The organism is Zestomonas carbonaria, from assembly GCF_904061905.1.
Lineage (GTDB): Bacteria > Pseudomonadota > Gammaproteobacteria > Pseudomonadales > Pseudomonadaceae > Aquipseudomonas > Aquipseudomonas carbonaria.
This window is the reverse complement of record NZ_CAJFCI010000012.1, coordinates 41,387-65,459: the sequence shown is the minus strand read 5'-3', so window position 1 is coordinate 65,459 and position 24,073 is coordinate 41,387. Positions and strand designations below refer to the sequence as shown.

Annotated in this window: 10 protein-coding genes; 1 reads left to right on the top strand and 9 read right to left on the bottom strand. The window is 67.7% G+C overall.

Annotation, left to right across the window (positions count from 1 at the left end):
- Positions 1–5: 5 nt before the first annotated feature.
- Positions 6–11,351 carry a VCBS domain-containing protein gene (locus tag PSEWESI4_RS00520; protein ID WP_187669233.1) on the bottom strand — a complete coding sequence of 3,782 codons (11,346 nt, stop codon included), beginning with the start codon at positions 11,349–11,351 and terminating at the stop codon, positions 6–8.
- A 478-nt stretch (positions 11,352–11,829) separates the two neighbouring features.
- Between PSEWESI4_RS00520 and PSEWESI4_RS00515 the strand changes: the two genes are divergently transcribed.
- Positions 11,830–12,132, top strand: coding sequence for a DUF2388 domain-containing protein (locus PSEWESI4_RS00515; protein ID WP_187669232.1), 303 nt, complete (start codon positions 11,830–11,832; stop codon positions 12,130–12,132).
- A gap of 103 nt (positions 12,133–12,235) precedes the next feature.
- Here the strand turns inward: PSEWESI4_RS00515 and gcvP are convergent, their stop codons facing one another.
- From gcvP to PSEWESI4_RS00475, 8 genes are all read right to left on the bottom strand, one after another.
- Positions 12,236–15,112 carry an aminomethyl-transferring glycine dehydrogenase gene (gene gcvP / locus PSEWESI4_RS00510; protein ID WP_187669231.1) on the bottom strand — a complete coding sequence of 959 codons (2,877 nt, stop codon included), beginning with the start codon at positions 15,110–15,112 and terminating at the stop codon, positions 12,236–12,238.
- A 64-nt stretch (positions 15,113–15,176) separates the two neighbouring features.
- A complete protein-coding gene (gene gcvH / locus PSEWESI4_RS00505; protein WP_187669230.1) occupies positions 15,177–15,566 on the bottom strand; it encodes a glycine cleavage system protein GcvH in 390 nt (129 codons plus the stop codon).
- A 103-nt stretch (positions 15,567–15,669) separates the two neighbouring features.
- On the bottom strand, positions 15,670–16,752 hold the full coding sequence (gene gcvT, locus PSEWESI4_RS00500; RefSeq protein ID WP_187669229.1) for a glycine cleavage system aminomethyltransferase GcvT: 1,083 nt from the start codon (positions 16,750–16,752) through the stop codon (positions 15,670–15,672).
- A 377-nt stretch (positions 16,753–17,129) separates the two neighbouring features.
- A complete protein-coding gene (locus tag PSEWESI4_RS00495; protein WP_187669228.1) occupies positions 17,130–18,749 on the bottom strand; it encodes an ABC transporter permease in 1,620 nt (539 codons plus the stop codon).
- A gap of 110 nt (positions 18,750–18,859) precedes the next feature.
- A complete protein-coding gene (locus PSEWESI4_RS00490) occupies positions 18,860–19,861 on the bottom strand; it encodes an extracellular solute-binding protein (RefSeq protein ID WP_187669227.1) in 1,002 nt (333 codons plus the stop codon).
- 153 nt (positions 19,862–20,014) lie between these two features.
- A complete protein-coding gene (locus PSEWESI4_RS00485) occupies positions 20,015–22,456 on the bottom strand; it encodes a TonB-dependent siderophore receptor (protein ID WP_187669226.1) in 2,442 nt (813 codons plus the stop codon).
- A gap of 119 nt (positions 22,457–22,575) precedes the next feature.
- Positions 22,576–23,517 carry a FecR domain-containing protein gene (locus PSEWESI4_RS00480; protein ID WP_187669225.1) on the bottom strand — a complete coding sequence of 314 codons (942 nt, stop codon included), beginning with the start codon at positions 23,515–23,517 and terminating at the stop codon, positions 22,576–22,578.
- A 5-nt stretch (positions 23,518–23,522) separates the two neighbouring features.
- Positions 23,523–24,023, bottom strand: a complete 501-nt coding sequence (locus PSEWESI4_RS00475; RefSeq protein WP_187669224.1) for a sigma-70 family RNA polymerase sigma factor — start codon at positions 24,021–24,023, stop codon at positions 23,523–23,525.
- Positions 24,024–24,073: the final 50 nt, after the last annotated feature.

The window sequence follows — 24,073 nt, the reverse complement described above, 5'->3', positions numbered from 1 at the left end:
TTGCATCAGATGCCGGGCCCGGCGGATTCGTCGGGCGGCGGCGCATGGTGGTGGATGGGATGCAGTCGCTGGGCGGCGGCCTGCAACTGGCTGCTGAAGTCGCTGGCCATGCGGCCGCGCGGTTCGCTCGGCGGCGGCGACGCCTGTGCCACGCCGTCCATGGAGACGGCATGCAGGGACGGCTCGCTGAGCAGGCCGTCCGCGCTCAGCTCGATGCGGCCGTGGCGGCCCATGATCCAGTCCATGTCCAGGTCGCTTTCGAGGCTGCTGCGCCGCACCACGTCGGAGATGAACTGGCCGGGCACCAGGCCCAGGCCGGCGCCGAGGGATTCGCTGCGCAGCCAGGGAGCACGCACCAGCTCGATGTCGCTGCCGTCGCTCTGCCGGCTGCGGAGTTCGTCGATACGGCTCTCGCGCTCCACCACCGGGCCGACGAACACCGCCGGGTCGACGTCGGGCAGCGGGAGGCCACCGATCTGCGGATCGTCCCTGCCGTAGGGGATGAAGGGACCGTCCTTCGGCGCCGGGATGAAGGGCGCCTCGATGTCGAGGTGGATGACCAGCTCGGCCTCGTCGGTGCCGCCGGCCAGGTCGCTGATGCGGTAGGTGAAGACATCCTGCAGCACCTGGCCCAGGCCGGCGGCCGCCAGCACCTCCGGATTGGTCAGGTCGATGGTGTAGGTGTAGCTGCCGTCGGCGTGGATCACCAGGGTGCCGTAGCGGCCGGCGAGCGGCTGGCCGATCACGCCGACCGTGCCGCTGCCGCTCTCGGGACCGGTGCGGATGCCGACCACGCTCAGGCTGTCGCCGTTGTCGATGTCCGAGTCGTTGGGCAGCACGTTGCCGCTGGTGTGCGGCGCCCGGACCTGGTCGCTGGCGACGTTGCTGTCGTTCTGCGCCACCGGCGCATCGTTGGCGCCCCGGATGAGGATGTTCAGGCGCGCCTCGGAGGTGGCCCCGGCGGTGTCGCGCATACGGTAGACGAACACTTCGCTGAGGGTTTCCCCGGCGGTGCGCAGCGCCTGGACCTGCGGGTTGGCGTTGTCCAGCTCGTAGCTGTAGCTGCCGTCGGCATTCAGCACCAGCCAGCCGTATACGCCCGCCAGCCGCTGCCCGGCATCGACGCCCTGGCCGCTGCTGTTGCGCACGGAAAGCACCTGCCTGGTTTCGCCGTTGGCGACGCTGTCCACGTCGGTGTCGTTGTCCAGCACGTTGCCGGTCGGGTTGACGCCCGGCGTGCCGTTGGCGACCCCGCCGGCCTCGACGGCCACGGCGTTGTCGTCGACCGCGACCGGGTTGTCGTTGCGGCCTTCGATGGTGATCACCAGTTGCGCCTGGGCGGTGCCGCCCCAGATGTCGGTCACGGTGTAGGTGAACACCTCGGTGAGCGTCTGCCCGGCGGTACGCAGCGCCTGGACTTCCGGCAGGGCGTTGTCGAGCAGGTAGCTCCAGGAACCGTCGGCGTTCATCGTCAGGTCGCCGTAGAGCCCACGGATCGGCGTGCCCGGAGCGCCGGCGACGTCGCCCTTGTGGACCAGCACCACGGTCAGTTCGTCGCCTTCCACGTCGCTGTCGTTGGCCAGCACATTGCCAGTCGGGTCGACGCCCGGCGTGCCATTGTCCAGGCCGCCGGCCTCCACCGCGATGCCGGTGTCGTTGACCAGGTCCGGCGGGTTGTTCTGGCCGCGCACGAAGATGGTCAGCTCCGCCGTGTCGACCAGTTGGCCACGGTCGAAGATCTGGTAGGTGAAGGTGTCGATGCCGATGTCGAAGGGGCCGAGCGCCAGGACTTCCGGGCTGTCGTTGGCGACGGAATAGACGAAGCTGCCGTCGGAGCCGATGATCAGCCGGCCATAGCGGCCGACGATCACCGTCCCGTCGCTCCGGCTGGTGTTCATGCCGACCGCGATCATGACCCCGCCGGCAGCGCGCTCGCCGTGGCGGATGCCGTTGACCAGGTCGACGTCCTCGCTGTCCACGTCGGTGTCGTTGGGCAGCACGTTGCCGACGGGATCGACGCCGACCGAGCCGGGCCCGGCGGCGACGGCGAAGGCGACGTCGTTGACCGCCACCGGCGCGTCCCAGGCGCCCCGGATGAGCACGGTCAGTTGCGCGGTGTCGCTGCCGCCCAGGGCATCGCGCATGCGGTAGGTGAATTCCTCGACCAGGGTGTCGCCGACCTTGAGCGCCTGCACCGCGGCGAGCAGGTTGTCGACCACGTACTGGTAGCTGCCATCGGCGGAAACCCGCAGGCTGCCGTACAGGCCGGCGATGACGGTCTCGCCGTTGACGGCGGTGAAGCCTCCGCCCGCCGCCTCGTTGCCGAGGCGGATACCATCGACCTGCTTGCTGTCGTTGGCGTCCACGTCCGTGTCGTTGTCCAGCAGGTTGCCGGTCGGGTCCACGCCGGGGGTGCTGTTGAGGGTGCCGCCGGCCTCGATGGCCACGGCGTTGTCGTCGACCGCGACCGGGTTGTCGTTGCGGCCCTGGATGGTGATGGTCAGGAGCGCCGAGCTGATCGCGCCGTTCAGGTCGCGGACGGTGTAGCTGAAGCTTTCCCGCAAGGTGTCGGCGCCGGTGCGCAGGGCCTGGACCAGCGGGTGGTCGTTGTTCACCACGTAGGTGTAGTTGCCGTTGGCATCGAGGGTCAGGTTGCCGTAGGTGCCGGCGAACACCACGCCGGCGAGGCCGACTCTCGGTCCCTGCCTGACCGAGACGACCTGCAGGCTGTCGCCCGCGTCGACGTCGGTGTCGTTGCCCAGCACGTTGCCGGTGGCGTCGCTGCCGGGCAGGTCGTTGGCGACCCCGCCGGCTTCGATGGCGAGGCCGCTGTCGTCGTTGGCGACCGGGTTGTCGTTGGCGCCCTGGATGGTGATGGTCAGGGTGGCGCGGTCCTCGGCGCCGGCGGTGTCGCGTAGCGTGTAGCTGAACAGGTCGTTGAGGGTTTCGCCGGGGAGCAGCGCCTGCACTTCCGCCATGGCATTGTCCAGGCGGTAGCCATAGCTGCCGTCGGCGTTCAGCAGGAGCCAGCCATAGGCGCCGCGCAGTTCAATGCCGAGCACGCCGTCGGTGCCGGTTCCGGCCTCGCTGCCGGTGCGCACCGAGGAGACTTCCCTGGTCTCGCCGTTGGCGACGCTGTCCACGTCGCTGTCGTTGTCCAGCACGTTGCCGACCGGGTCGACTCCGTGCTGGCCGTTGTTCACCCCGCCGGACTCGATGGCGATGGCCTCGTCGTCGGCGGCCACCGGGTTGTCGTTCTGGCCCCGGATGGTGACGATGATTTCCGCCGAGCCGATGTCGTTCTCGTTCTGGCGATCGTCGACGGTGAACACGAAGCGTTCGATGAGCTGGTCGTCGAGCTGGCGCAGCGCCTGGACCGCCGAGTCGTCGTTGTCGATGACGTAGGTGAAGCTGCCGTCGGGGTGGATGGTCAGGGTGCCGTACTGGCCGTCCAGCGAGGTGCCGCCATCGACCACCTCCACGTCGCTGCCGGTTCCGGTGCGGATCAGGGTGACGGTGAGCGGGTCGCCTTCCGGATCGAACGCGGCGCTCAGCGCATTGCCCGTGGCGTCGCTGCCGGGCGTGCCGTTGTTCACGCCACCGGCCTCGATGGCTTCCACTTCCTGGTCCTGCGCCACCGGCGGGTCGTTGACGCCGCGCACGATGATGAGCAACTGGGCGCGGTCGGTGAGCCCGGCCGTGTCGGCGATTTCGTAGGTGAAATACACCGTCAGGGTCGCCCCCTCGTTCAAGCCTTGCACCAGGGCGTTGTCGCTGTTGACGTCGAAGAAGAATGAGCCGTCCGCGCCGATGGTCAGGGTACCGAAGCTGCCGCCGGTACCGTCGATGATGGTGCCATCCGACAGTACCGCGTATAGCCCTTCGATCGCCGTGCCGTTATCGGAAGTGGTGCCGCCGGCGACATCGGTCAGGGTAGCGGGCGCACCCAGCTCGGGGGAGGAATGGATGCCGGTGACCACGAGGTTGCTGCTGGGCCGGTCGAGCCGGTCGACGTCCAGGTCGACGCCGTTGCCTCCGGGCTGGTTGATATCGCCAGGTCGGCTGGGGAAGAGGATGACGTTGCCACGCGGGTTGCTTTCCTGCGAGTTCGGAACGCCCGGCGCGGCAGCCTGGGCGGCGGCCTGGTCGTCGCTGGCCACCGGGTTGTCGTTGGCGCCGTGGATGGTGATCCGCAGTTCGGCAACGTCGTTGAGGCCGCCGGCGTCGGTCACCACGTAGCTGAAGTACTCGAAGAGCGTATCGCCGGCGACCAGGCGCTGCACCGCGGTACTGTCGTTGTTGACCTCGTAGCGATAGGTACCGTCGGCCTGGATGAACAGGCTGCCATGGGTGCCGTCGATACGGGTTTCGCCGGTGGCGGCAACGGCGGTGAAGGCGCCGGGGGCTGACTCGCGCAAGGTGCGGATACCGGTCACCGTCCTGGTTTCGCCATAGTCGATGGGATCGCCCGGACCGCCGTCCACGTCGGTGTCGTTGTCCAGCACGTTGCCGGTGGCATCCTGCCCGGGAGTACCGTTGTTCACTCCACCGGCCTCGATGGCCTCGCCCTCGTCGTCGACGCCCACCGGGTTGTCGTTGGCCCCCCGGATGATGACGGTCAGGGTGGAGATGGCGGTCGCGCCAGCCAAGTCGCGGATGGTGTAGGTGAACACGTCGCTCAGGGTGTCGGACGCGGTCCGCAGCGCCTCGACCTCGGGGTTGTCGTTATCGACCAGGTAGAGGTACGTGCCCAGCGAGGTAATGATCAACTGGCCATACAGTCCGGGAAGACTGACCAGCCCCGGGACGGAAACTTCGTGCTCCAGGCCGCTGCCTTCCGAGCGGATGTGCACGACCCGCAGGACATCGGCATTGGTGGCGATGTCGACATCGGTGTCGTTGTCGACCACGCTGCCAGCCGGATTGACGCCCGGTCGACCATTGTCCAGGCCACCAGCCTCGGTGGCGAGGGCCGTGTCGGGGTTGGCCACGGGCAGATCGTTGACCGGGTTGACGACGATGCGCACCGTGTCGATATCGGTCAGGGCATCATCGACGGTCTCGCCCGGGATGCCGTCGCCGTCGGCATCGCCGAAGCCGCCCAGGTCGTTGGTGATGACGGTCAGGGTGTCGATGCCGTTGAAGTTGAGGTCGCCCAGGTAGGTGAGGTTGGCCAGCACCAGATTGATGTCGCCCACGCTGCCAGCCAGGGTGACCTCGCTGGTACCGTCGCCGATGACCACGATCAACACGCCCGGCGGGAAGGACGAGAAGTCGAGTATGCCGTGCTGGACCCGCAGGGTGACCTCGATGGGGCGATTGCCCACATCGATGTCCGAAACCGAGATGCCGCCGATGTTCAGCACCTCGTCTTCCTGCGCGACCTGGTCGCCGGGGACCTGGTTGACCGGCGCGTCGTTGCGCTCGACGTAGCCGGCATTCGCCTGGGCCTCGACGCCCTCGCCGAGGGTGACGTCGATCCGCCCGAGCGGCGTGGCGGCGTCGGTATCGATGCGCACGCGCAACTCGCCCAGGGGCTGCGGATAGATCACCGCGTTCGGGGTGTCGATGCGGAAGATGCCGTCCGGCAGCACGCCGAAGTGGTACGCGCCGTTGGCATCGGTTATAGCGGTGAAGGTGCGGTTGTCGGCGGTGGTGGCGAGGTTGCCGTCGGCGCCGGCCCAGGTCAGGGTCACGGTCTGCCCGGCCAGCCCCGGGCCGTCCGGGGTGGCACTGGCGGTCGCCGACTGGGTGTCGTTCCACAAGGTGCCGCGAATCACGCCGACCCCGGCGCCCTCCTGGAGGATGTAGCTGTTCGGCCCGACGTTGCTGCCGGTCCGCTCGCCGTTCGCCGTACCGTCGACGCCGACCGACGAACCGCCCCAACCGGTGAAGCTTTCCGGCAGGCTGCTCCAGGTCAGGGTCGCGTTGGCGGCGCTGCTGGCGATGGTCGAGTTGTTGGGCAGGTCCACCTGGTAGATGGCCCTGACCGTGGTGCCGACATCCAGCCTGGCGAAGTTCAGCACCACCCCGCTGGCGGTGACGCTGGCCGTGACGCCCGGCGGCAGGTTGCCGGCGTTGTAGACGGTATCGCCGATCTGCACGCTGACCAACTGGTAGTTGCTGCCGCTGGGGAAGCTGTCGCTGAGCTGCACGTCGTAGGCGGCCAGCCCGCCGTTCTGGGTGAAGTCGACCCGCACCGTGGCGCTGCCGAGGGTGCCGGAGGCGTTGGGATTGAAGTCGACGATGCGCTTGTCCAGCCCGCTGAAACTCGGCTCGACGATGCGCTCGACCAGTGTCGGGCTCCTGCCGCGGTCGATACCGTTGACGCTCTCGACCACGGTGACGCCCAACTGGGTGGCGGCCTGGTTGGCGGCCACGTTGAGCACCCGCACGTTGAACTCGAGGACCACACCCTCCAGGTCCGCATCCGCGCCGTCATGGTTGGTCAGGTCGCCCAGGCTGATGGTGACCACCTGCCGACCACCGACAATGGCCACCGAGATGTGCGCCGGGTTGAGTATCGCGGTGGGGCTGATCCCCGACAGGTCCGGCCTGATCGACTGGGCGATCTCGCTGTTCTCGTTGCCGGTGACGAACAGCGGCCCGCCGCCGATCACCAGGTTGCCCAGGCTGCTTTCCAGGCCACCCTGGTTGGCGACCAGGGCAATGCGGATGGCGTTGGCGAGCTGGGTCGGGTCGATGAGCTCCAGGCCGGCGTCCAGTTCGATGCGAATCTGGTGGTTGAGGTTGTCGCCCTGGGGCACCAGGACCGCCGCGCGGTAGCGGATGATCTCGCCGATGGTGACGTTCTCCACCTCGCCGGTGGTGGGGTTGGCCGCCGGTGTGTCGGGCATGCCGCCGACCCGCGACAACAGGATGCCGCGCGCCACCGGCACGATCAGCGTCGAGCTGCGCTGGTAGTCGTTGAGCACGCCGCTGTTCAGCGCCCCATCGACGCCGGTGCGCTCTCCGCCCTGGGTGCCGTCGAGGCTGGTCCACTGGACGGTGGCGACGTTGTCGAAGTTCGCCTCGGCCGCCGCCGTGGCATTGACCACGCCGGACAGCCGCAGAATGATGCTGCCCCCCTTGGCGATGTCGATGTTGGCGCCACCCACGCTGACCAGCCGGCCTCCGCCCACCGCGAAGTCCGGGCCGCCATTGTTGGTCGCCCCGCCCTGGTAGAGCACTTCGAGCAACTGCACGTTGTTCAGCTCGGTCGGCAGGATATCGACCAGGCTCAGGTCGAAGGCCGCGTAGTCGTTGCTGCCATTGCCGTTGCTGATGGTGATGATGAACTCGACCACGTCGCCTTCGTCATAGCCGCCGACACCGGGGGTGGAAGTCAGTGTCTGGCTGATCTGCAAGGTCGGCTCGCGCACGGTCACGGCCGGCTGGCCACCACTCAGGCCCACCAGCCGGTCCACCGGCGCGGTGCCGTTGGGGGTATCGCCGTCCGGGTCCTGGTATTGCAGGTTGGCGCTGTTCTGCAGCACCTGGTTGGCCTGGTTGCCCTGCACGTTGCTGACCACCAGGCGCACGCGGATGACGAAGCTGTTGTTGCCGGTGTTGTTGTCGGCGGTGCCGGTGGAGGCGCTGAAGGTGAAGCGCGCGTCGACCCCGTCGGCGCCGAGCGTGCCGCCCACCCCGGTCATCCCGCTGATCACCACGCTGCCGGCGAAATTGCTGGCCAGCGAGCCACCGCTGGCGGCGGAGCTGATGATCAACTGGTAGCCCAGGCCGCCATTGAAGGTGGTGTCCAGGCGCATGCCGGGCGGGATCAGGTCGTCGATCCGCAGGTTCTGGGTGACGCCTTCGGGCAGGGTCACCACGATGTCGTAGAGCATGCTTTCGCCGACCACCAGGTTGCTGCCGGTGGTGTGGCCGGCGCTGGAGTCCGAGTCGTCCAGCGAGCCGCCGGCGAACACCTTGCTGATCACCGGCGCGGCCACCTGCTGGCTGGCGTCGTCGGTGAGGTCGGTGGGGGTGAAATCCTGGCCGTTGTCGACGCTGGCGTAGTTGCTCAGGGTCGCCATGCTCTGCAGGGTCCTGCCGGCCAGGATGGCGTTGTTCACCACCACGTCGTAGGTGATGACCACCAGGTTGCCGCCGCTGGCGTCGGCCGCCGTGCCGACCCGCCCGGCGAGCAACGCCGCGTTGCCGTCGCGGTCGATGAAGCGGATCTCGTTGCCGACCACGCTGTAGTCCACCCCGGCGACCAGCAGGGTGCCGTCGCCCCGGTAGATCTGCAGGTTGGCGCTGGCCAGGCTGCCGCCGACGAAGCCCAGGCCGGGCGGCAGGGTGATGCTGGTGACCACGTCGTAGGCACCACCGCCACCGGTGTTCTCGATGGCGGTGGCGAGGCGCAGCAGGTCGCCGCCGTCGATGCCGTTGGCGCTCCCCTCGATGGCGTTCAGGTCGGTGATCGACCCAGCGAACGGCTTGCCGGTGGTACCGGGCGCCAGCCAACTGCCGGTGGTGCCGGTGACCGTGCCGGGATGGTTGCTGGAAACCACGCCGTGGCGGATGTTCAGGTGCGGCTCGGCGACCGAGACGATCACCGCCACGTCGGAGGACACCAGCACCAGATGGTCGATGGAGGTGGTCTGGGTGGATTGCGCCAGCACGTCCAGCGAGCGCTGGTCGGCGAACGGCTGGTCGCCGACGCGCATGGTGAACACCACCTCGATGCGCGAGCCTTCGACCGAGTTGATCACGTAGTCGCCGAAATCGAAGATCAGCGAGTTGCCGGGACCGACGCTGACGATGGGCAGCGGCCCGCCATTGGTGTTGCCGGCCCCCAGGGTCCATTGGCCGACACCGGTGCCCTGGTCCCAGGTGAAACCGGCCACGTCGAGCAACGGCAGCGGCAGGTAGGCAACGAGCTGGAAGTTCTCGTAGTCGCCGGTCACCAGGTCGTAGCTGAGCCGGAAGGTCACCACGTCGCCCGGACGCAGGTCGCCGGTGGGTGGCGGCGCACCGTTGACCTGGGTGAGCTGGATATCGACGCTGCTGGTCGGGATGGTGGTGGTGGTGCCCGAGTCGTCGCTCTGGGATTGCCCGGTCAGGTTGAAGCGGTCGCTCAGCAGGGTACCCTCGACCGTGGCGCTGTTGCCCAGGCTGTCGCCCTCGTTGATCTCATTGTGCGGGTTGCCGTTGGGCGGGGTGTAGCTCTGGCTGACCAGCGCCGCGTAGCTGATCAGCGCGATGGTGGCGCCGTCCCGCGCGCCCTCGAAGGCCAGGTCACCGGCCAGCCAGCCGCTGCCGGCCCTGGCGACCTGTAGCGATTGGCCGATGTCGAAGACCAGCGTGGTGGTGCCATCTGCGTTCACCGTAGTCTCGACCACCAGGGCGATGTTGCGGGTGATACCGCCCATGGTTACCGACATGGTCAGCGGCCCACTCAGGGTCTGGCCGTCGGCGAGACTATCGGTGACGCTCAACGCGCCATTCAGGAAGAAGTCCTTGCCGAAGGCGAAGTAGTCCGAGATGTCCAGTTGCAGGGTATAGCGCAGGGTATCGCCGGGGCTGACGCCGGCGCTGCCGATATCGGCCTGCAGCACGACACGCTTCTGCAGGGTGATCGACTTGGCGACTATCGAGGTCTCGTCCCCGCTGCCGGTGAAATCGATGGTGGTGGACGGCGGCGTCACGTCGCGCGGGTCTATCGGGGTCCACAGGCCGGTGACCTCGGCGGCTGCGAAGGTGATGGTCCCCGGCGCGCCGGTGACCGGGTCGAGCACCGGCTGGCCGTTGGCGTCGATTTCCGGGACGTAGAAGTCCACCAGGGTATCGGTGGCGCCACTCATGGTCGCGTAGACGATGGTGAAGGAGCGGATGAACTCCGAATCGCTGGCGATCGCGGCGGCGATCTCCGTCGGATCGGTGAGCACCGTGCCGTTGTGCAGGGTCACCGAGGTCAGGGTGCCGCCGGCGCCGGGCTGGATCGCGGTGACCTGCACGTTGTCCGGCAGGGCCTGGGTGACCGACACGTTGTTCAGGACCTGTCCGTTGGCCGGCGTGGTGGTCAGGGTCAGGGTACGGCCGTGGTTCGGCCCGGTGACGGTCTCGCCTTCGACGGCATCGATGCGCTGGTCGATGGTCACCACGGTGGGATGCACGGTGAAGACCAGGGCGCCCGCTTCGAGCAGGCTGGGGTCGTTCTGCGGGTTGTTCAGCGCGTCGTTGCCCAGCTCGAAGCCGCTGTTGACGCGGATCTGCAAGTCCGGCGAGGCATTCGAGAGATCGGTATCGGCCAGGTTGCTGAGGCTGGCGGTGATCTGTACGGGAATCACCGGCTGGCTTTGCGACACGCTGGCGTAGGGCAGCGAGATCACCACCATCTGGTCGCCCGGCCGCATGCCGTAGGTCGCCGCGTTGATGACCAGCGGATTTCCGCTGGAGTCCCGGGCCAGCGGATGGGTGGCATTGCCGGAAGCATCGAAGGTGATCACCTGGGCGTTGAGCGTCTGCCCCAGGTAGCTGGCGGAAACGAAGCGGACCCCGTCGTCGCCATCCCGGCCGGTGGCCGGCATGAACAGGTTGATGAACGGTGCGTAGCCATCCTGGGTCGAGGTGTTGCGGAAGTTGACGATGAAGTTGAACTGGTCGCCGAGCAGCACGTCCTGGCCGGCGGACGCCAGCTCCGTGGTCGGCGCGGCGTCGGCCAGCAGCAGGTCGTAGGCGTTCAGGGCCACGGCGCTCAGGGCGATGGCCTTGTCGATGTCGCCGTGGCGCACTTCCAGGTCCCAGTCGCCGCCCTTCCCCGCGCTGCCGGTGGCATCGCTGGAAGCGGCGACGTTGGCGCCGGTCAGGCGGGCCAACTGGTCGACCAGCGAACGCCCGGCGCTGCCTTCGCCGACGTTGCAGCCGTACAACTGGATGTCGGCGCCCGCGTTCAGGTGCGCGCCCCAGCCGCCGAGCAGCGAGGCGAACTGGCCGATGTTGTCGCTGCTGACCTGCTGGCTGCCGAGGGTGATCTGCCCGGCAGCGCCATGGCTGAAGATCTGCAGGGAGTCGACCTTTCCGAGCCGGGCCAGGGCCGCCGAGATGGCCGCCAGGCTGTCCTGCTGGCCGTCGAGCACCAGCACTTCGACCGAATCCGCTATGTCGGCGGTCAGCGCCTCGCGGTTCTCCACCCGCTTGTCGAGCACCACGAGATGGCGCGCGGCAGGCGCCTCGGTGTTCGTCGGCGCCGGCGTGGGATGCGGCGTGTCGCCGTCGCGCTCGGCGTTCTGATGGTCGACGGATGCCGCGGCGGCGCCATCGAACAGGATGCGCTGCTCCAGGGCAAGGGCCAGGGGGCGCGGCCTGAAGCCCAGACGATCGGCACTACGAACTGAACCGCCCATTCACATATCCCCCTTTGCCGCTGCGGCAGCCCCTTGGATTCGGGGTATCGGATGACCTGCCATGCGTGGCCTCGATCACTGTTCGGGTAGGTTTGCGGGACGGGCCCGGACGGGCACTCAAGAACCTGTGCCGGCAGGGGAAAAGTGGCGTTCCGTGGTTCCTTGCGGGGGAAGGCAGGAGATATCGGCCATAGCAGTAGTCCTTGGCTATCGACAACTGGAGCGTGGGGGGGCGTTCTCCTCCCCTTCGAAAGCATCGGTGCGTACTGCCGGAGCGCACTCATGGGCTATTTGATAAAGCGTAGCCGTGGATCCCCCTCGTGCCAGTTCATTCGTCCCTGAACGTGCACGATGGTGCAAGGAGCGTCTCGACCGGCTACCCGGGATTCCGGATGCCTCGACAGCCCGTCGGATAGGCGGAACCTATGGCCATCCCGGTGCCTCCATTGTTCAAGTCCATCGAACAGGGTGCTCCCGCATGCGTTCCATTCTCGGCATCGCCGCCCTATGCCTGGCGGCCCTCTCCGCGCCGGCCACGGCCGACTCGTTCTGGCGCGACGTGATCTCCTCGGGGATGACCACCGCCTCCACCTACCTGACCTTCAAGGACGACAAGCTGATCCTGCCAGCCAGGGACGACGCCAGCGCATTCGTCGCCAGCGGCGGACAGATCCGCGGCCCGCACTTGGAAGCCGCGCTGCGCCAGTTGCGCGAGGACAACCCCGGCCTGGAAGCCAGCGACGAGGAACTGGCCCAGGCGATCCTTGCCCGGCACCAATGATCGGATAGCCCGGATGCAATCCGGGCTACGTTTTGTAGGGTGCGCCATGGTTCTGCGGCCCCGGAAACGACGAGGCCGCCCATGGGCGGCCTCGTCGTTTCCATCACTCGCGATAATCGTCCAGCGGCACGCAGGCGCAGAACAGGTTGCGGTCGCCGTAGACGTTGTCCACGCGGTTCACCGTCGGCCAGTACTTGTGCGCGCGGGCGTGCTCGGTCGGGGTCACCGCCTCGGCGATGGAGTACGGCCGCTCCCACACGCCGATCACGTCGGCCAGGGTGTGCGGCGCGCGCTTGAGCGGGTTGTCCTCGGCCGGCCAGTCGCCGTTCTGCACCTTGGCGATTTCCGCGCGGATGCTCAGCATGGCCTCGATGAAGCGGTCCAGCTCATGCTTGGACTCGCTCTCGGTCGGTTCGACCATCAGCGTGCCGGGCACCGGGAAGGACATGGTCGGCGCGTGGAAGCCGTAGTCCATCAGGCGCTTGGCGACGTCTTCCTCGCTGATCCCGGTTTCCGCCTTGAGCGGACGCAGGTCGAGGATGCACTCGTGGGCGACCCGGTCGTTGCGGCCGCTGAACAGCACCGGGAAGGCACCGCCGAGCTGCTTGGCCAGGTAGTTGGCGTTGAGGATCGCCACCTCGGTGGCGTCGGCCAGTTGCGGGCCCATCATGGCGATGTACATCCAACTGATCGGCAGGATGCTCGCGCTGCCCCAGGGCGCCGCGCTGACCGCGCCGTTCTCCGGGTTCGGCCCTTTCAGCTCGATCACCGGGTGGTTGGCGACGAAAGGCGCCAGGTGCGCCCGGACGCCGATCGGGCCCATGCCCGGACCGCCGCCGCCGTGGGGGATGCAGAAGGTCTTGTGCAGGTTCATGTGCGACACGTCGGCGCCGATGTCCGCCGGCCGCGCCAGGCCCACCTGGGCGTTCAGGTTGGCGCCGTCCATGTACACCTGGCCGCCGTGGGCGTGGATCACCTCGCAGATTTCGCGGATGCCCTCTTCGTACACGCCGTGGGTCGACGGGTAGGTCGCCATCAGGCAGGCCAGTTGCTCGCCGGCTTCGGCGGCCTTGCGCTTGAGGTCTTCGAGATCGACGTTGCCCTCGGCGTCGCACTCGACGATCACCACGCGCATGCTCGCCATCTGCGCCGAGGCCGGGTTGGTGCCGTGCGCCGAGGCGGGGATCAGGCAGATGTTGCGGTGCGCGTCGCCCCGGCTCTCATGGTAGCGACGGATCGCCAGCAGCCCCGCGTACTCGCCCTGGGCGCCGGAGTTCGGCTGCATGCAGATGGCGTCGAAACCGGTGATGGCGCGCAGCCATTCCTCCAGCTCGTCGATCATCAGCGTGTAGCCCTGGGCCTGTTCGCGCGGCACGAAGGGGTGCAGGTTGGCGAACTCCGGCCAGGTGATCGGGATCATCTCGCTGGTGGCGTTGAGCTTCATGGTGCAGGAGCCAAGCGGGATCATCGACTGGTTGAGGGCCAGGTCCTTGTTCTCCAACTGCTTGAGGTAGCGCAGCATCTCGGTTTCGCTGTGGTGCGCGTTGAACACCGGGTGGGTCAGGTACGGCGAGCTGCGCCGCAGGCCGGCGGGAATGCCCTCCGGCACCTGCCCGGCGTCCAGCGCCTCGACCGACAGGCCGTGGTCGGCGCCGAGGAAGATGTCGAACAGTCGCTCGACGGTGTCCTCGTCGCAGGTCTCGTCGAGGCTGATGCCGAGCTGGCCGCGACCGAGGATGCGCAGGTTGATGCGCGCCGCCTTGGCCGACTCGATGATCGCGCTCTGCGCACCGCCGACCTCCAGGGTCAGGGTGTCGAAGAAATGCTCGTTGAGGCGCTGCACGCCCTTCTGCTCCAGGCCGGCGGCGAGGATCGCGGTCAGCCTGTGCACGCGCTGGGCGATGCGCTTGAGGCCCTGCGGGCCGTGGTAGACGGCGTAGAAGGCGGCGATGTTGGCCAGCAGCACCTGCGCGGTACAGATGTTCGAGTTGGCCTTCTCGCGGCGGATGTGCTGCTCGCGGGTCTGCAGCGCCATGCGCAGCGCGATGTTGCCACGGGCGTCCTTGGACACGCCGATGATGCGCCCCGGCATGGCGCGCTTGAACTCGTCGCGGGTGGCGAAGAACGCCGCGTGCGGGCCGCCGTAGCCCATCGGCACGCCGAAGCGCTGTGCCGAGCCGAACACCACGTCGGCGCCCAGCTCGCCGGGCGGGGTCAGCAGCAACAGGCTGAGCAGGTCGGTGGCCACGCAGGCCAGCGCCTGCTGGGCGTGCAGATGCTCGATCAGCGGCTTGAGGTCGCGGATCTCGCCATGGGTGTCGGGGTACTGCAACAGTGCGCCGAACACCTGGTGCCGGCCGAGGTTGGCGACATCGTCGACCACCAGCTCGAAGCCGAACGCCTCGGCACGGGTGCTCACCACCGAGATGGTCTGCGGATGGCAGTGCTCGTCGACGAAGAACAGGTTGCTCTTGGCCTTGGCGACGCGCTTGGCCAGGGCCATGGCCTCGGCGGCGGCGGTGGCCTCGTCGAGCAGCGACGCGCTGGCCAGGTCCAGCCCGGTGAGATCGATGGTCAACTGCTGGAAGTTCAGCAGCGCCTCCAGGCGGCCCTGGGCGATCTCCGGCTGGTACGGGGTGTAGGCGGTGTACCAGCCCGGGTTCTCCAGCACGTTGCGGAGGATCACCGTGGGCGTCACGGTGCCGTAGTAGCCCATGCCGATCAGACTGGTCCACAACTGGTTCTGCTCGGCATAGCCGCGCAACTTGGCCAGCGCGGCCTGCTCGTCCAGCGCCGCCGGCAACTGCAGCTCGCCGGTCAGGCAAATGGCCGGCGGCACCGTCTGCTCGATCAGCTCGTCACGGCTGGCGAGGCCGAGGACCTCGAGCATGGCTTGCTGTTCGGCGGCATCCGGGCCGAGGTGGCGGCGCAGGAAGGCGTCGGGCTGCTGCAGTTGGGACAGGCTGGGCGTCTGGGACATGGTCGGCTTCTCGAAAAAAGACAAAGCCCTGGCGAAGCAGGGCTTTTGCAAGGATAGCGTGGGATCAGGCGTCGGCTTCGGCAGCGGCCTTGTAGGCGGCGGCGTCGAGCAGCTTGTCCAGCTCGCCGGCATCGTTCGGCTTGAGCTTGAAGAACCAACTACCGTAGGGGTCGCTGTTGACCAGCTCGGGGCTGTCGGTGAGCGCTTCGTTGACCGCGATCACCTCGCCGCCGATCGGCGCATAGATGTCGGAAGCGGCCTTCACCGACTCCACCACCCCGGCTTCCTGGCCGGCGTCCAGTTGCTTGCCGATCTCCGGCAGCTCGACGAAGACCACGTCGCCCAGGGCTTCCTGGGCATGGTCGGAAATGCCCACGGTAACGCTGCCGTCAGCTTCCAGACGGGCCCACTCGTGGCTGGCGGCGTAACGCAGATCGGCGGGGATATTGCTCATGTCGGTGTCCTCGGAGACTAGATGGCGGAAAGCCCGCCTGGAAAATTTAGCAGGCCGCGGCCCGGACGCGGGTCCGGACGCGGCCAACGCACTTCAGAAGCGGTCAGATAAGAGCCTTGCCATTGCGCACGAAGGTCGGCTGGACCACGCGCACCGGATACCACTTGCCACGGATTTCCACCTGGGCGCGGTCGCCGGTGGCAGCCGGCACGCGGGCCAGGGCGATCGACTTGCCGAGCGTCGGCGAGAAGCTGCCACTGGTGATCTCGCCTTCGCCGATACCCTCGACGCGCACCACCTGGTGGGCGCGCAGCACGCCGCGCTCCTCCAGCACCAGGCCGACCAGCTTGGGCTGGTCGCCGGCGGCGCGCATGGCTTCCAGGGCCTCGCGGCCGACGAAGTCACGCCCGGCGGGCTCCCAGGCGATGGTCCAGGCCATGTTGGCGGCCAATGGCGAGACGTCCTCGTCCATGTCCTGGCCGTAGAGGTTCATGCCGGCCTCCAGGCGCAGGGTGTCACGGGCGCCGAGGCCGATCGGCGCGATGCCGGCGCCGACCAGATCGTTGAAGAAATCCGTCACCTGCTCGGCCGGGAGGATGATCTCCAGGCCGTCCTCCCCGGTGTAGCCGGTGCGGGCGATGAACCAGTCGCCCTCGAAGGCGCCCTGGAACGGCTTGAGTTCGGCGATCAGCGAGGCGCGCGCGGAATTGAGCAGTTCGCCGACCTTGACCCGCGCCTGCGGACCCTGGATGGCCAGCATGGCCAGGTCGGCGCGTTCTTGCAGTTCGACGGCGAAGCCGGCGGCGCGGGCCTGCATCCAGGCCAGGTCCTTGTCGCGGGTGGCGGCGTTGACCACCAGGCGGTAGCCGCTCTCGGTGAGGTAGACGATGAGGTCGTCGACCACCCCGCCGCGCTCGTTGAGCATGCCGCTGTAGAGCGCCTTGCCGGGCGTCTTCAGGCGGTCCACGTCGTTGGCCAGCAGGTATTGCAGGTAGTCCCTGGCCTGGCTGCCGGCGAGATCGACCACGGTCATGTGCGACACATCGAAGACTCCGCAGTCCCGGCGCACCTGGTGGTGCTCCTCGACCTGCGAACCGTAGTGCAGCGGCATGTCCCAGCCGCCGAAATCGACCATCTTGGCCCCCAGAGCCACATGCTGTTCATAGAGGGGCGTACGCTGTCCCATGGGTTTCTCCTTCCGGGCGTGGCGAAGATGCGGCGGGCCCCGACGCGTGGCTGAGCCTGGGCAAGGCACTGGCACAGACGTCGCGAACCCGGTCTGGATGACGGGCCGCATCGAATGGCGCGCATTGTAGCCGCTCGCTCGGTGGCTGGACACCCGAGGACCGACCGCCTGGTCGGGGCGGGAACTCATGCTTTCGTAGGGGGCTCGCCCCGGCCGCGCCTGCCAACCCTCCCCGGATTACATCCGGGCTACGAGCTTTCACAGGGGCTCGATCCCAGCCGTAGGAGCGCGCCATGCGCGCGATTTCGCGGCCATGGGCCGCTCCTACCAGGTTCAGGCAGTTCGGGCCGAAGTCCACCCTGCCCTGTGCCGCGAAATCAGTGCCCGATCTGTCGGGCCGAGCGGCGGATCAGGCCGACCACCGGCAGCAGGCCGACCAGCACCAGGGTCAGGGCCGGCAACGCGGCGCGCGCCCATTCGCCCTCGCTGGTCATCTCGAAGACCCGCACGGCCAGGGTGTCCCAGCCGAACGGGCGCATCAGCAGGGTCGCGGGCATTTCCTTGAGGACGTCGACGAACACCAGCAGCGCCGCGCTCAGCGTGCCCGGCACCAGCAGCGGCAGGTAGACCCTGAAGAACAGCCGTGGCCCACCGACGCCAAGGCTGCGCGAGGCTTCCGGCAGCGACGGGCGGATGCGCGCCAGGCTGTTCTCCAGCGGTCCATAGGCCACCGCCATGAAGCGCACCAGGTAGGCCAGCAGCAGCGCCGACAGGCTGCCCAGCAACAACGGCTTGCCGGCGCCGCCGACCCAGGAAGAGAGCGGAATCACCAGATGGCGGTCGAGATAGCTGAAGGCGAGCATGATCGACACCGCCAGCACCGAGCCGGGCAGCGCGTATCCGAGGTTGGCCAGGCCGACCGCCGAGCGGATCGCCCGGGTTGGCGCCAGGCGCCGGGCGAAGGCCAGCAGCAGCGCCACGGTGACGGTGATCAGCGCCGCCATGCCGCCGAGGTAGAGGGTGTGCAGGATCAGGCCCAGGTAACGCTCGTCGAGGTCGAAACGGCCGCGCCGCCAGAACCACGTCAGCAGTTGCAGCATGGGGATGACGAAGGCGCAGGCGAACACCAGGCAGCACCAGCCACTGGCCGCCAGCGCCTTCCAGCCGCGCAGGTGGTACAGCGCCTTGCCGCGCGGCCGCTCGTTGGCCGGCCGGCTTACTCCACGGGCGCGGCGCTCGCCATAGAGCACCAGCATCACCGCCAGCAGCAGCAGGCTGGCCAGTTGGGTGGCGCTGGACAGGCTGTAGAAGCCGTACCAGGTCTTGTAGATGGCGGTGGTAAAGGTGTCGAAGTTGAACACCGCCACCGCGCCGAAGTCCGCCAGGGTCTCCATCAGCGCCAGCGCCAGGCCGGCGCCGATGGCCGGCCGCGCCATCGGCAGGGCGACCCGCCAGAACGCCTGCCAGGGCGACTGGCCGAGCACCCGCGCGGCCTCCATCAGGCCCTTGCCCTGGGCCAGGAAGGCACCGCGCGCAAGCAGGTAGACGTAGGGATAGAACACCAGCACCAGGACGATGATCACCCCGCCGGAGGAACGCACCCGGGGAAAGCGCAGGCCGCTGCCGAACCACTCGCGCGCCAGGCTCTGCACCGGCCCGGCGAAATCCAGCAGGCCGACGAACACGAAGGCCAGCACGTAGGCGGGGATCGCGAACGGCAGCATCAGCGCCCAGTCCAGCCAGCGCCGGCCGGGAAACTCGCAGAGGCTGGTCAGCCAGGCCAGGCTGACACCGAGCAGGACGACGCCGATGCTGACGCCGGCCAGCAGGATCAGCGTGTTGCCGATCAGGCGCGGCATCTGGGTATCCCACAGGTGCGACCAGATTTCCGTATCGACCGAGCTCCAACTGAACAGCAGCACGGATAACGGCAGCAGGACCAGGGCGGCGATCAGGAAGGAAATCGGATACCAGCGGCGCTGGGCGGGATGGGACACGAAAGCCTCGGGGGAAAACGCCAAAAGCGCTGAAGGCTGAACGAAAAAGCGGCGAACGGCAAGCGCTTCCCCGTCCAGCCCCCAGCCTGCAGCGCTTTATTCGGCTCTTGTCAGTTCCAGCCGGCGCGGTCCATCAGCTTGATCGCTTCGGCCTGGCGCTTGCCGGCCACTTCCACCGGGATGCTGTCGGCCTTGAAGGTGCCCCAGGCCGCGACTTCGGCGGACGGCTTGACGCTGGGGTTGGCCGGGAACTCCTGGTTGACCCCGGCGAAGATTTCCTGGGCTTCCGGGGTGGTCATCCACTCCAGCAGCTTCTGGGCTTCCTCGGCATGGGGAGCGTTCTTGGTCACCCCGGCGCCAGCCAGGTTCACGTGCACGCCACGGTCGTTCTGGTTCGGCCAGAAGGGTTTGACCTTCAGGTTCGGCTGCTGCTTGTGCAGGCGGCCGTAGTAATAGGTGTTGGTGATGCCCACGTCGCACTGGCCGGCGTCGATGGCCTGCAGCAGGGCGGTATCGTCGGCGAACACGTCGGTGGCCAGGTTGTTGACCCAGCCCTTGACGATTTCCTCGGCCTTGGCTTCGCCGTGGTTCTCGATCAGGGTGGCGGTCAGCGACTGGTTGTAGACCTTCTTGCTGGTACGCAGGCACAGGCGCCCTTCCCACTGCTTGTCGGCCAGCGCCTCGTAGGTGGACAGCTCTTCCGGCTTGACCCGCTCGGTGGAGTAGAAAATGGTCCGCGCGCGCAGCGACAGGCCGGTCCAGCTATCGGTGCTGGAACGGTATTGCGGTGGGATGTTGGCGTCGATGACGGAGGAGTCGAGCGGCTTGAGCACGCCTTCCTGCTCGGCCTGCCAGAGGTTGCCGGCATCCACGGTGATCAGCATGTCAGCCGGCGTGTTCTCGCCCTCTGCCTTCAGGCGGGCCAGCAGCGGAGCCTCCTTGTCGGTGATGAACTTGACCTTGACCCCGGTCTTGGCGGTGTAGGCGTCGAACACCGGCTTGATCAGCTCATCGATCCGCGCGGAATACACCACTACCTCGTCGGCGGCCTGGACGGAAGTCGCAGCCAGGCCGAAAGCCAGAGCCGCGAGAAGAGGATTGCGAACTTGCATCTGACATGCCCCTGTTAATGAGTTGGAAGCGCGAATGATAGTAAAGCGCAATTGCGGATTGATACAGGGAGTATGTCGAAGTATTTCATGCCCCGGCCGTGCCCCATGTGGAAATGGATGCCGCCGGAATTCCTCCGGACGACATCATGGTGGTCACCAACGCAGGGAAACACTTCCCAGCACCGTGCGCTCCTCCCCCCAGTAACAACGTCCGGCATTGTTGCAGCCACTGACGTATTCCTGGTCGAACAGGTTCTTGACGTTGAGGTCAACGCTCCAGTGGTCATCCAGGGCATAGCCGATCGCCGCGTCGACCAGCGTCACGTCCCCGGTGTCCAGCTTGCCGTACAACGTGGTCGGGTTGGTGTAGGCGAAGGTGCTGTCGAAATGTCGCACTCCGCCGCCCAATCGCAAACCGCGCAGGAGACCGTCGAGGAAGCGGTAGTTGGCCCAGATCGACGCCTGGTTGCGCGGTACCCCGGTCATCTGGTGCCCCTCGATCAGCGAGGTCTGGTTGTCGCGGGTGACCCGCGCATCGGTGTAGGTGTAGGCGGCCGTCAGGTTGAGGTTCTCGCTGAGGTCGCTGGTGGCTTCCAGCTCCACGCCCTTGGAGCGACTCTCGCCGACCTGGCGGTTGTCGTTGAGCACGGTATCGAAGATCACGTCGTCCTGCTTGCGCAGGTCGTACAGTGAGGCGGTGAAGCTTGTGTTCCAGCCCTTGGGCTCGTACTTGACACCCACTTCGTACTGCTCGCTCTTGATCGGATCGAGCGGCCCGGACGCCGAGGTTGTCTGCTGCACCGGCACGAAGCCCGTCGCGTAGCTGAGGTAGGGTGTCAGGCCGTTGTCGAACCGGTACATCAGACCGACCTGCCAGGTGAAGTCATGGTCCCAGTAGTCCAGGTCCGATGCCCCGTTGGTGGTGCCGGCACGGTTGCGGTACTGGCTGTTGACGCTGTCCTGGCGGCCGCCGAGCAGGAAGATCCAGTGGTCATACCGGGTCTGCAACTGGCTGTAGAGCCCGTACATCCGCTGGTCGAGCTGGGAGTTCTGGACATGCACCAGCATGGTTGGTTTCACCGGCGGGTACACCGGGTCGAAGGCGTCGATCACGCCGCCAAAGCCCGCGTCCCAATCCTGGTTGAAGGAAGTGCGGTCAACGCCGGCGCCGAGCAGCAGGGTGTGCTCGAAACCACCGTGGTCGAAGTGGCCCTCGAGCTGGTTGTCCAGGGAGTAGGTGATGGACTTATTGTCGCGGTCGTACGCGGTGTTGGTCAGCGTGGTGCCGAATCCACGGTCGTTCAGGTTGCCCGGCCAGGTCTCCTGGCGATTGATGCGCGACTGCAGGTAGCGCGAGTTCTGGCGGAATTGCCAGGTATCGTTGAGCTGGTGGCTGAATTCGTAGCCGAGGGTCCAGACTTCCCGCTCGAAATCATCCCAGTACGGATTGCCGAGAAAGTCGTCGCGGTCGAACTTGCCGTTGGGGTTGTCGAGCAGGGTGCCGGCGGCGGGATAGCCCAGGGTCATCATGGTACGGTCGCGCTGGTAGCTCGAGAGCAGGGTCAAGGCAGTCGCCTCGCCCAGGTTGAAGGTCAGCGACGGCGCCAGGTAGAGGCGGTCGTCGGGGACTTCCTCGACCTGGCTGTCAGCATTGCGCCCGAGCAGGACCAGCCGCCCCAGCACGTTGCCGTCGTCGCTCAAGGGGCCGGAGATATCCAGCGTCAACTGCCGCCGGTTGTGGCTGCCGTAGCCGAGCTGCACCTCACCACGGGAGAAGGCGGTCGGGCGTTTGCTGACCAGGTTGACCAACCCGCCCGGGGCATTCTCCCCGTAGAGGATAGAGGTCGGCCCGCGGAACACCTCGGTCCGCTCCAGGCCATAGGGCTCGCTGGTGGTGTCGTAGCGGTTGCCCTGCACGCGCAGGCCGTCGCGCAGCAGGCCGTAGCCGAAGTCAGTGGCGAGGAAGCCACGGATGTAGAACAGGTCACCGGCCAGCCCGTCGCCAGCGGCGAAGGGCGGAGCGAAGATGCCGGGCACATAGCCCAACACGTCGGTCAGCGTCTGCGAGCGCTGATCCTCCATGCGCTGCCGGGTCACCACCGAGATCGAGCGCGGGGTTTCCGCCAGCGGCGTGGCGGTCTTGCTCGCGGTTCTGCTGCGGCTCGCCTGGTAACCGATGTCTGGACCATCCCCCGCCGTCACCAGCACGCTGCCGGAAATGCTCAGTGGCGACAGTTGGACCGCCTCGCCGGTCTTTACCAGCACGTAGCCTCCATTGCTCTGACGCTGGGCCTGCAGGCCACTGCCGGCCAGCAGGCGGTGCAGCCCCTCCTCCACCGAGAAGGCGCCATTCAGCCCTGGCGATTGCAGACCATGGGTCTGCTCGGCGGCGAACGACAGGGTGACGCCGGCGGCGGTGGCGAACTGGCTCAGGGCGGCGCCGAGCGGGCCGGGGGCGATGCGGTACTCGGTGGCGGCCTGCTCCTGGGCGACGGCCTGCACGGGAACCAGGGCGAGCGGCGCCAGGGGCAGCGCGAACAGGGCCAGGTGCACGGCGCGGACCAGCGGCGCGACGCTCGGGATGAATCGGGGCATGCGGTTTTCCTTTTCGTTGGCGTGGCAGATGCGCGGCTGCGAGTGCCGCTTCATGTGCTTGGCCGGATGAGAATGAAAATCGGCAACCCCCAAACGGATTTTTCTTGCCGGCAGGCGTCTCAGGCTGGCTCGACGCTGACCCAGTAGCGCGTCAGGTAGCGCACCCGCACCGGCAGCGAAGCGGCGAGGTTTTCCAGGGCCAGGTCGGTGTCGTCGAGGGAGAAGGCGCCGGACAGGCGCAGATCGGCCACCGAGTCGGCGCAGCGGATATGACCGGGCCGGTAGCGGGCCAGCTCGGCGACGAGGTCGCCCAGGCGCCAGTCCACCACGCTGAGCATGCCCTGGCGCCAGGCCCCCTCGCCCACCGCCAGCGGCACCGGCCGACCCGCCCCTTGTGCGTCGAAGGCCGCCCACGCGCCGGCTTCCAGCCGCAACGGCGCCCCGGCCCAGTGCGCCGGGCGAATCTCCACCGCGTGCTCGAACACTGCGACCCGCGCCCGGCCGTCCTCGCTGCGCACGCTGAAACGGGTTCCAAGGGCACGTACGCTGCCTTCCGGCAGATGCACGACGAAAGGTCGTCCGGCAGGGTCGGCGGCGGTTTCGACGAGGATTTCGCCATGTCGCAGCAGTATCTGCCGCAGGCCGGCGTCGAAGACGACATCCACGGCGCTGGCGGTGTTCAGGTCGAGACGACTGCCGTCGACCAGCGTCAGGCGGCGGCGCTCGCCCCTGGCGGTGCGGTAGTCGGCCATCCAGCCGCGCAGCGGCTCCCGCGCGCCAAGCCCCAGCCCGCCGGCGGCAAGGAGCACCGCCAGGGTCTTGAGCACTGCCCGGCGCCGGGCACGCACGCCGGCGAGGGTCGGCAGGGCGACGTCCCGGGGCACGCTGCCCAGTTGTCGCTGCAGCTTCTCCACCCGCGCCCAGGCCTGGGCATGGGCGGGGTGCAGCTCCAGCCAGGCCCGCCAGGCCTGCCGTTCGGCATCGCTGGGCGGCGCGGCGTTGAGTTGCACGTACCAGGTGGCGGCGGCTTCCAGCACCTGGCGGTCGAGCGTGTCGGACATCCGGCTCAATCCTCGACCAGCAGCAGGCAGTGGGTCATGGCGCGGATCAGGTGTTTCTTCACCGTGGTCACCGACACGCCCAAGCGCTTGCCGACCGCCGCGTAGCCCAGCCCTTCGAGCTGCACGGCGAGGAATATCCGCCGGGTGCGCTCGCCCAGGCCGTCGAGCATGGCGTCGATGGCAGTGAGGGTTTCCAGGATCGCCAGGCGGGTTTCCGGGGAAATGTCCAGCGGCTCAGGGCGCGCGGCCAGGGTGGCGAGGTAGGCTTCTTCCACTGCCCGGCGGCGGAAGCGGTCGATCAGCAACGCACGGGCGATGGAGCTCAGGTAGGTACGCGGTTCGCGGATAGCGACGGCGTTGCGGGCCAGCAGCACGCGCAGAAAGGTGTCCTGGGCCAGGTCGGCGGCATCGCTGGAATTGCCGAGCCGGGCGCACAGCCAGGCTTTCAGCCAGCCGTGATGCTCGGTGTAGAGAAGACGCAGGGCATTGGAATCCTGGGCTGTCATGGCGGACCGACGAAATATCAAATGATAATTCGTCGCATTCTCTACAACCA

Excerpts from the sequence above, each read along its gene's own strand:
- PSEWESI4_RS00520 (WP_187669233.1), bottom strand. The coding sequence starts at position 11,351 with ATGGGCGGTTCAGTTCGTAGTGCCGATCGTCTGGGCTTCAGGCCGCGC.
- PSEWESI4_RS00515 (WP_187669232.1), top strand. The coding sequence starts at position 11,830 with ATGCGTTCCATTCTCGGCATCGCCGCCCTATGCCTGGCGGCCCTCTCC.
- gcvP (WP_187669231.1), bottom strand. The coding sequence starts at position 15,112 with ATGTCCCAGACGCCCAGCCTGTCCCAACTGCAGCAGCCCGACGCCTTC.
- gcvH (WP_187669230.1), bottom strand. The coding sequence starts at position 15,566 with ATGAGCAATATCCCCGCCGATCTGCGTTACGCCGCCAGCCACGAGTGG.
- gcvT (WP_187669229.1), bottom strand. The coding sequence starts at position 16,752 with ATGGGACAGCGTACGCCCCTCTATGAACAGCATGTGGCTCTGGGGGCC.
- PSEWESI4_RS00490 (WP_187669227.1), bottom strand. The coding sequence starts at position 19,861 with ATGCAAGTTCGCAATCCTCTTCTCGCGGCTCTGGCTTTCGGCCTGGCT.
- PSEWESI4_RS00485 (WP_187669226.1), bottom strand. The coding sequence starts at position 22,456 with ATGCCCCGATTCATCCCGAGCGTCGCGCCGCTGGTCCGCGCCGTGCAC.
- PSEWESI4_RS00480 (WP_187669225.1), bottom strand. The coding sequence starts at position 23,517 with ATGTCCGACACGCTCGACCGCCAGGTGCTGGAAGCCGCCGCCACCTGG.
- PSEWESI4_RS00475 (WP_187669224.1), bottom strand. The coding sequence starts at position 24,023 with ATGACAGCCCAGGATTCCAATGCCCTGCGTCTTCTCTACACCGAGCAT.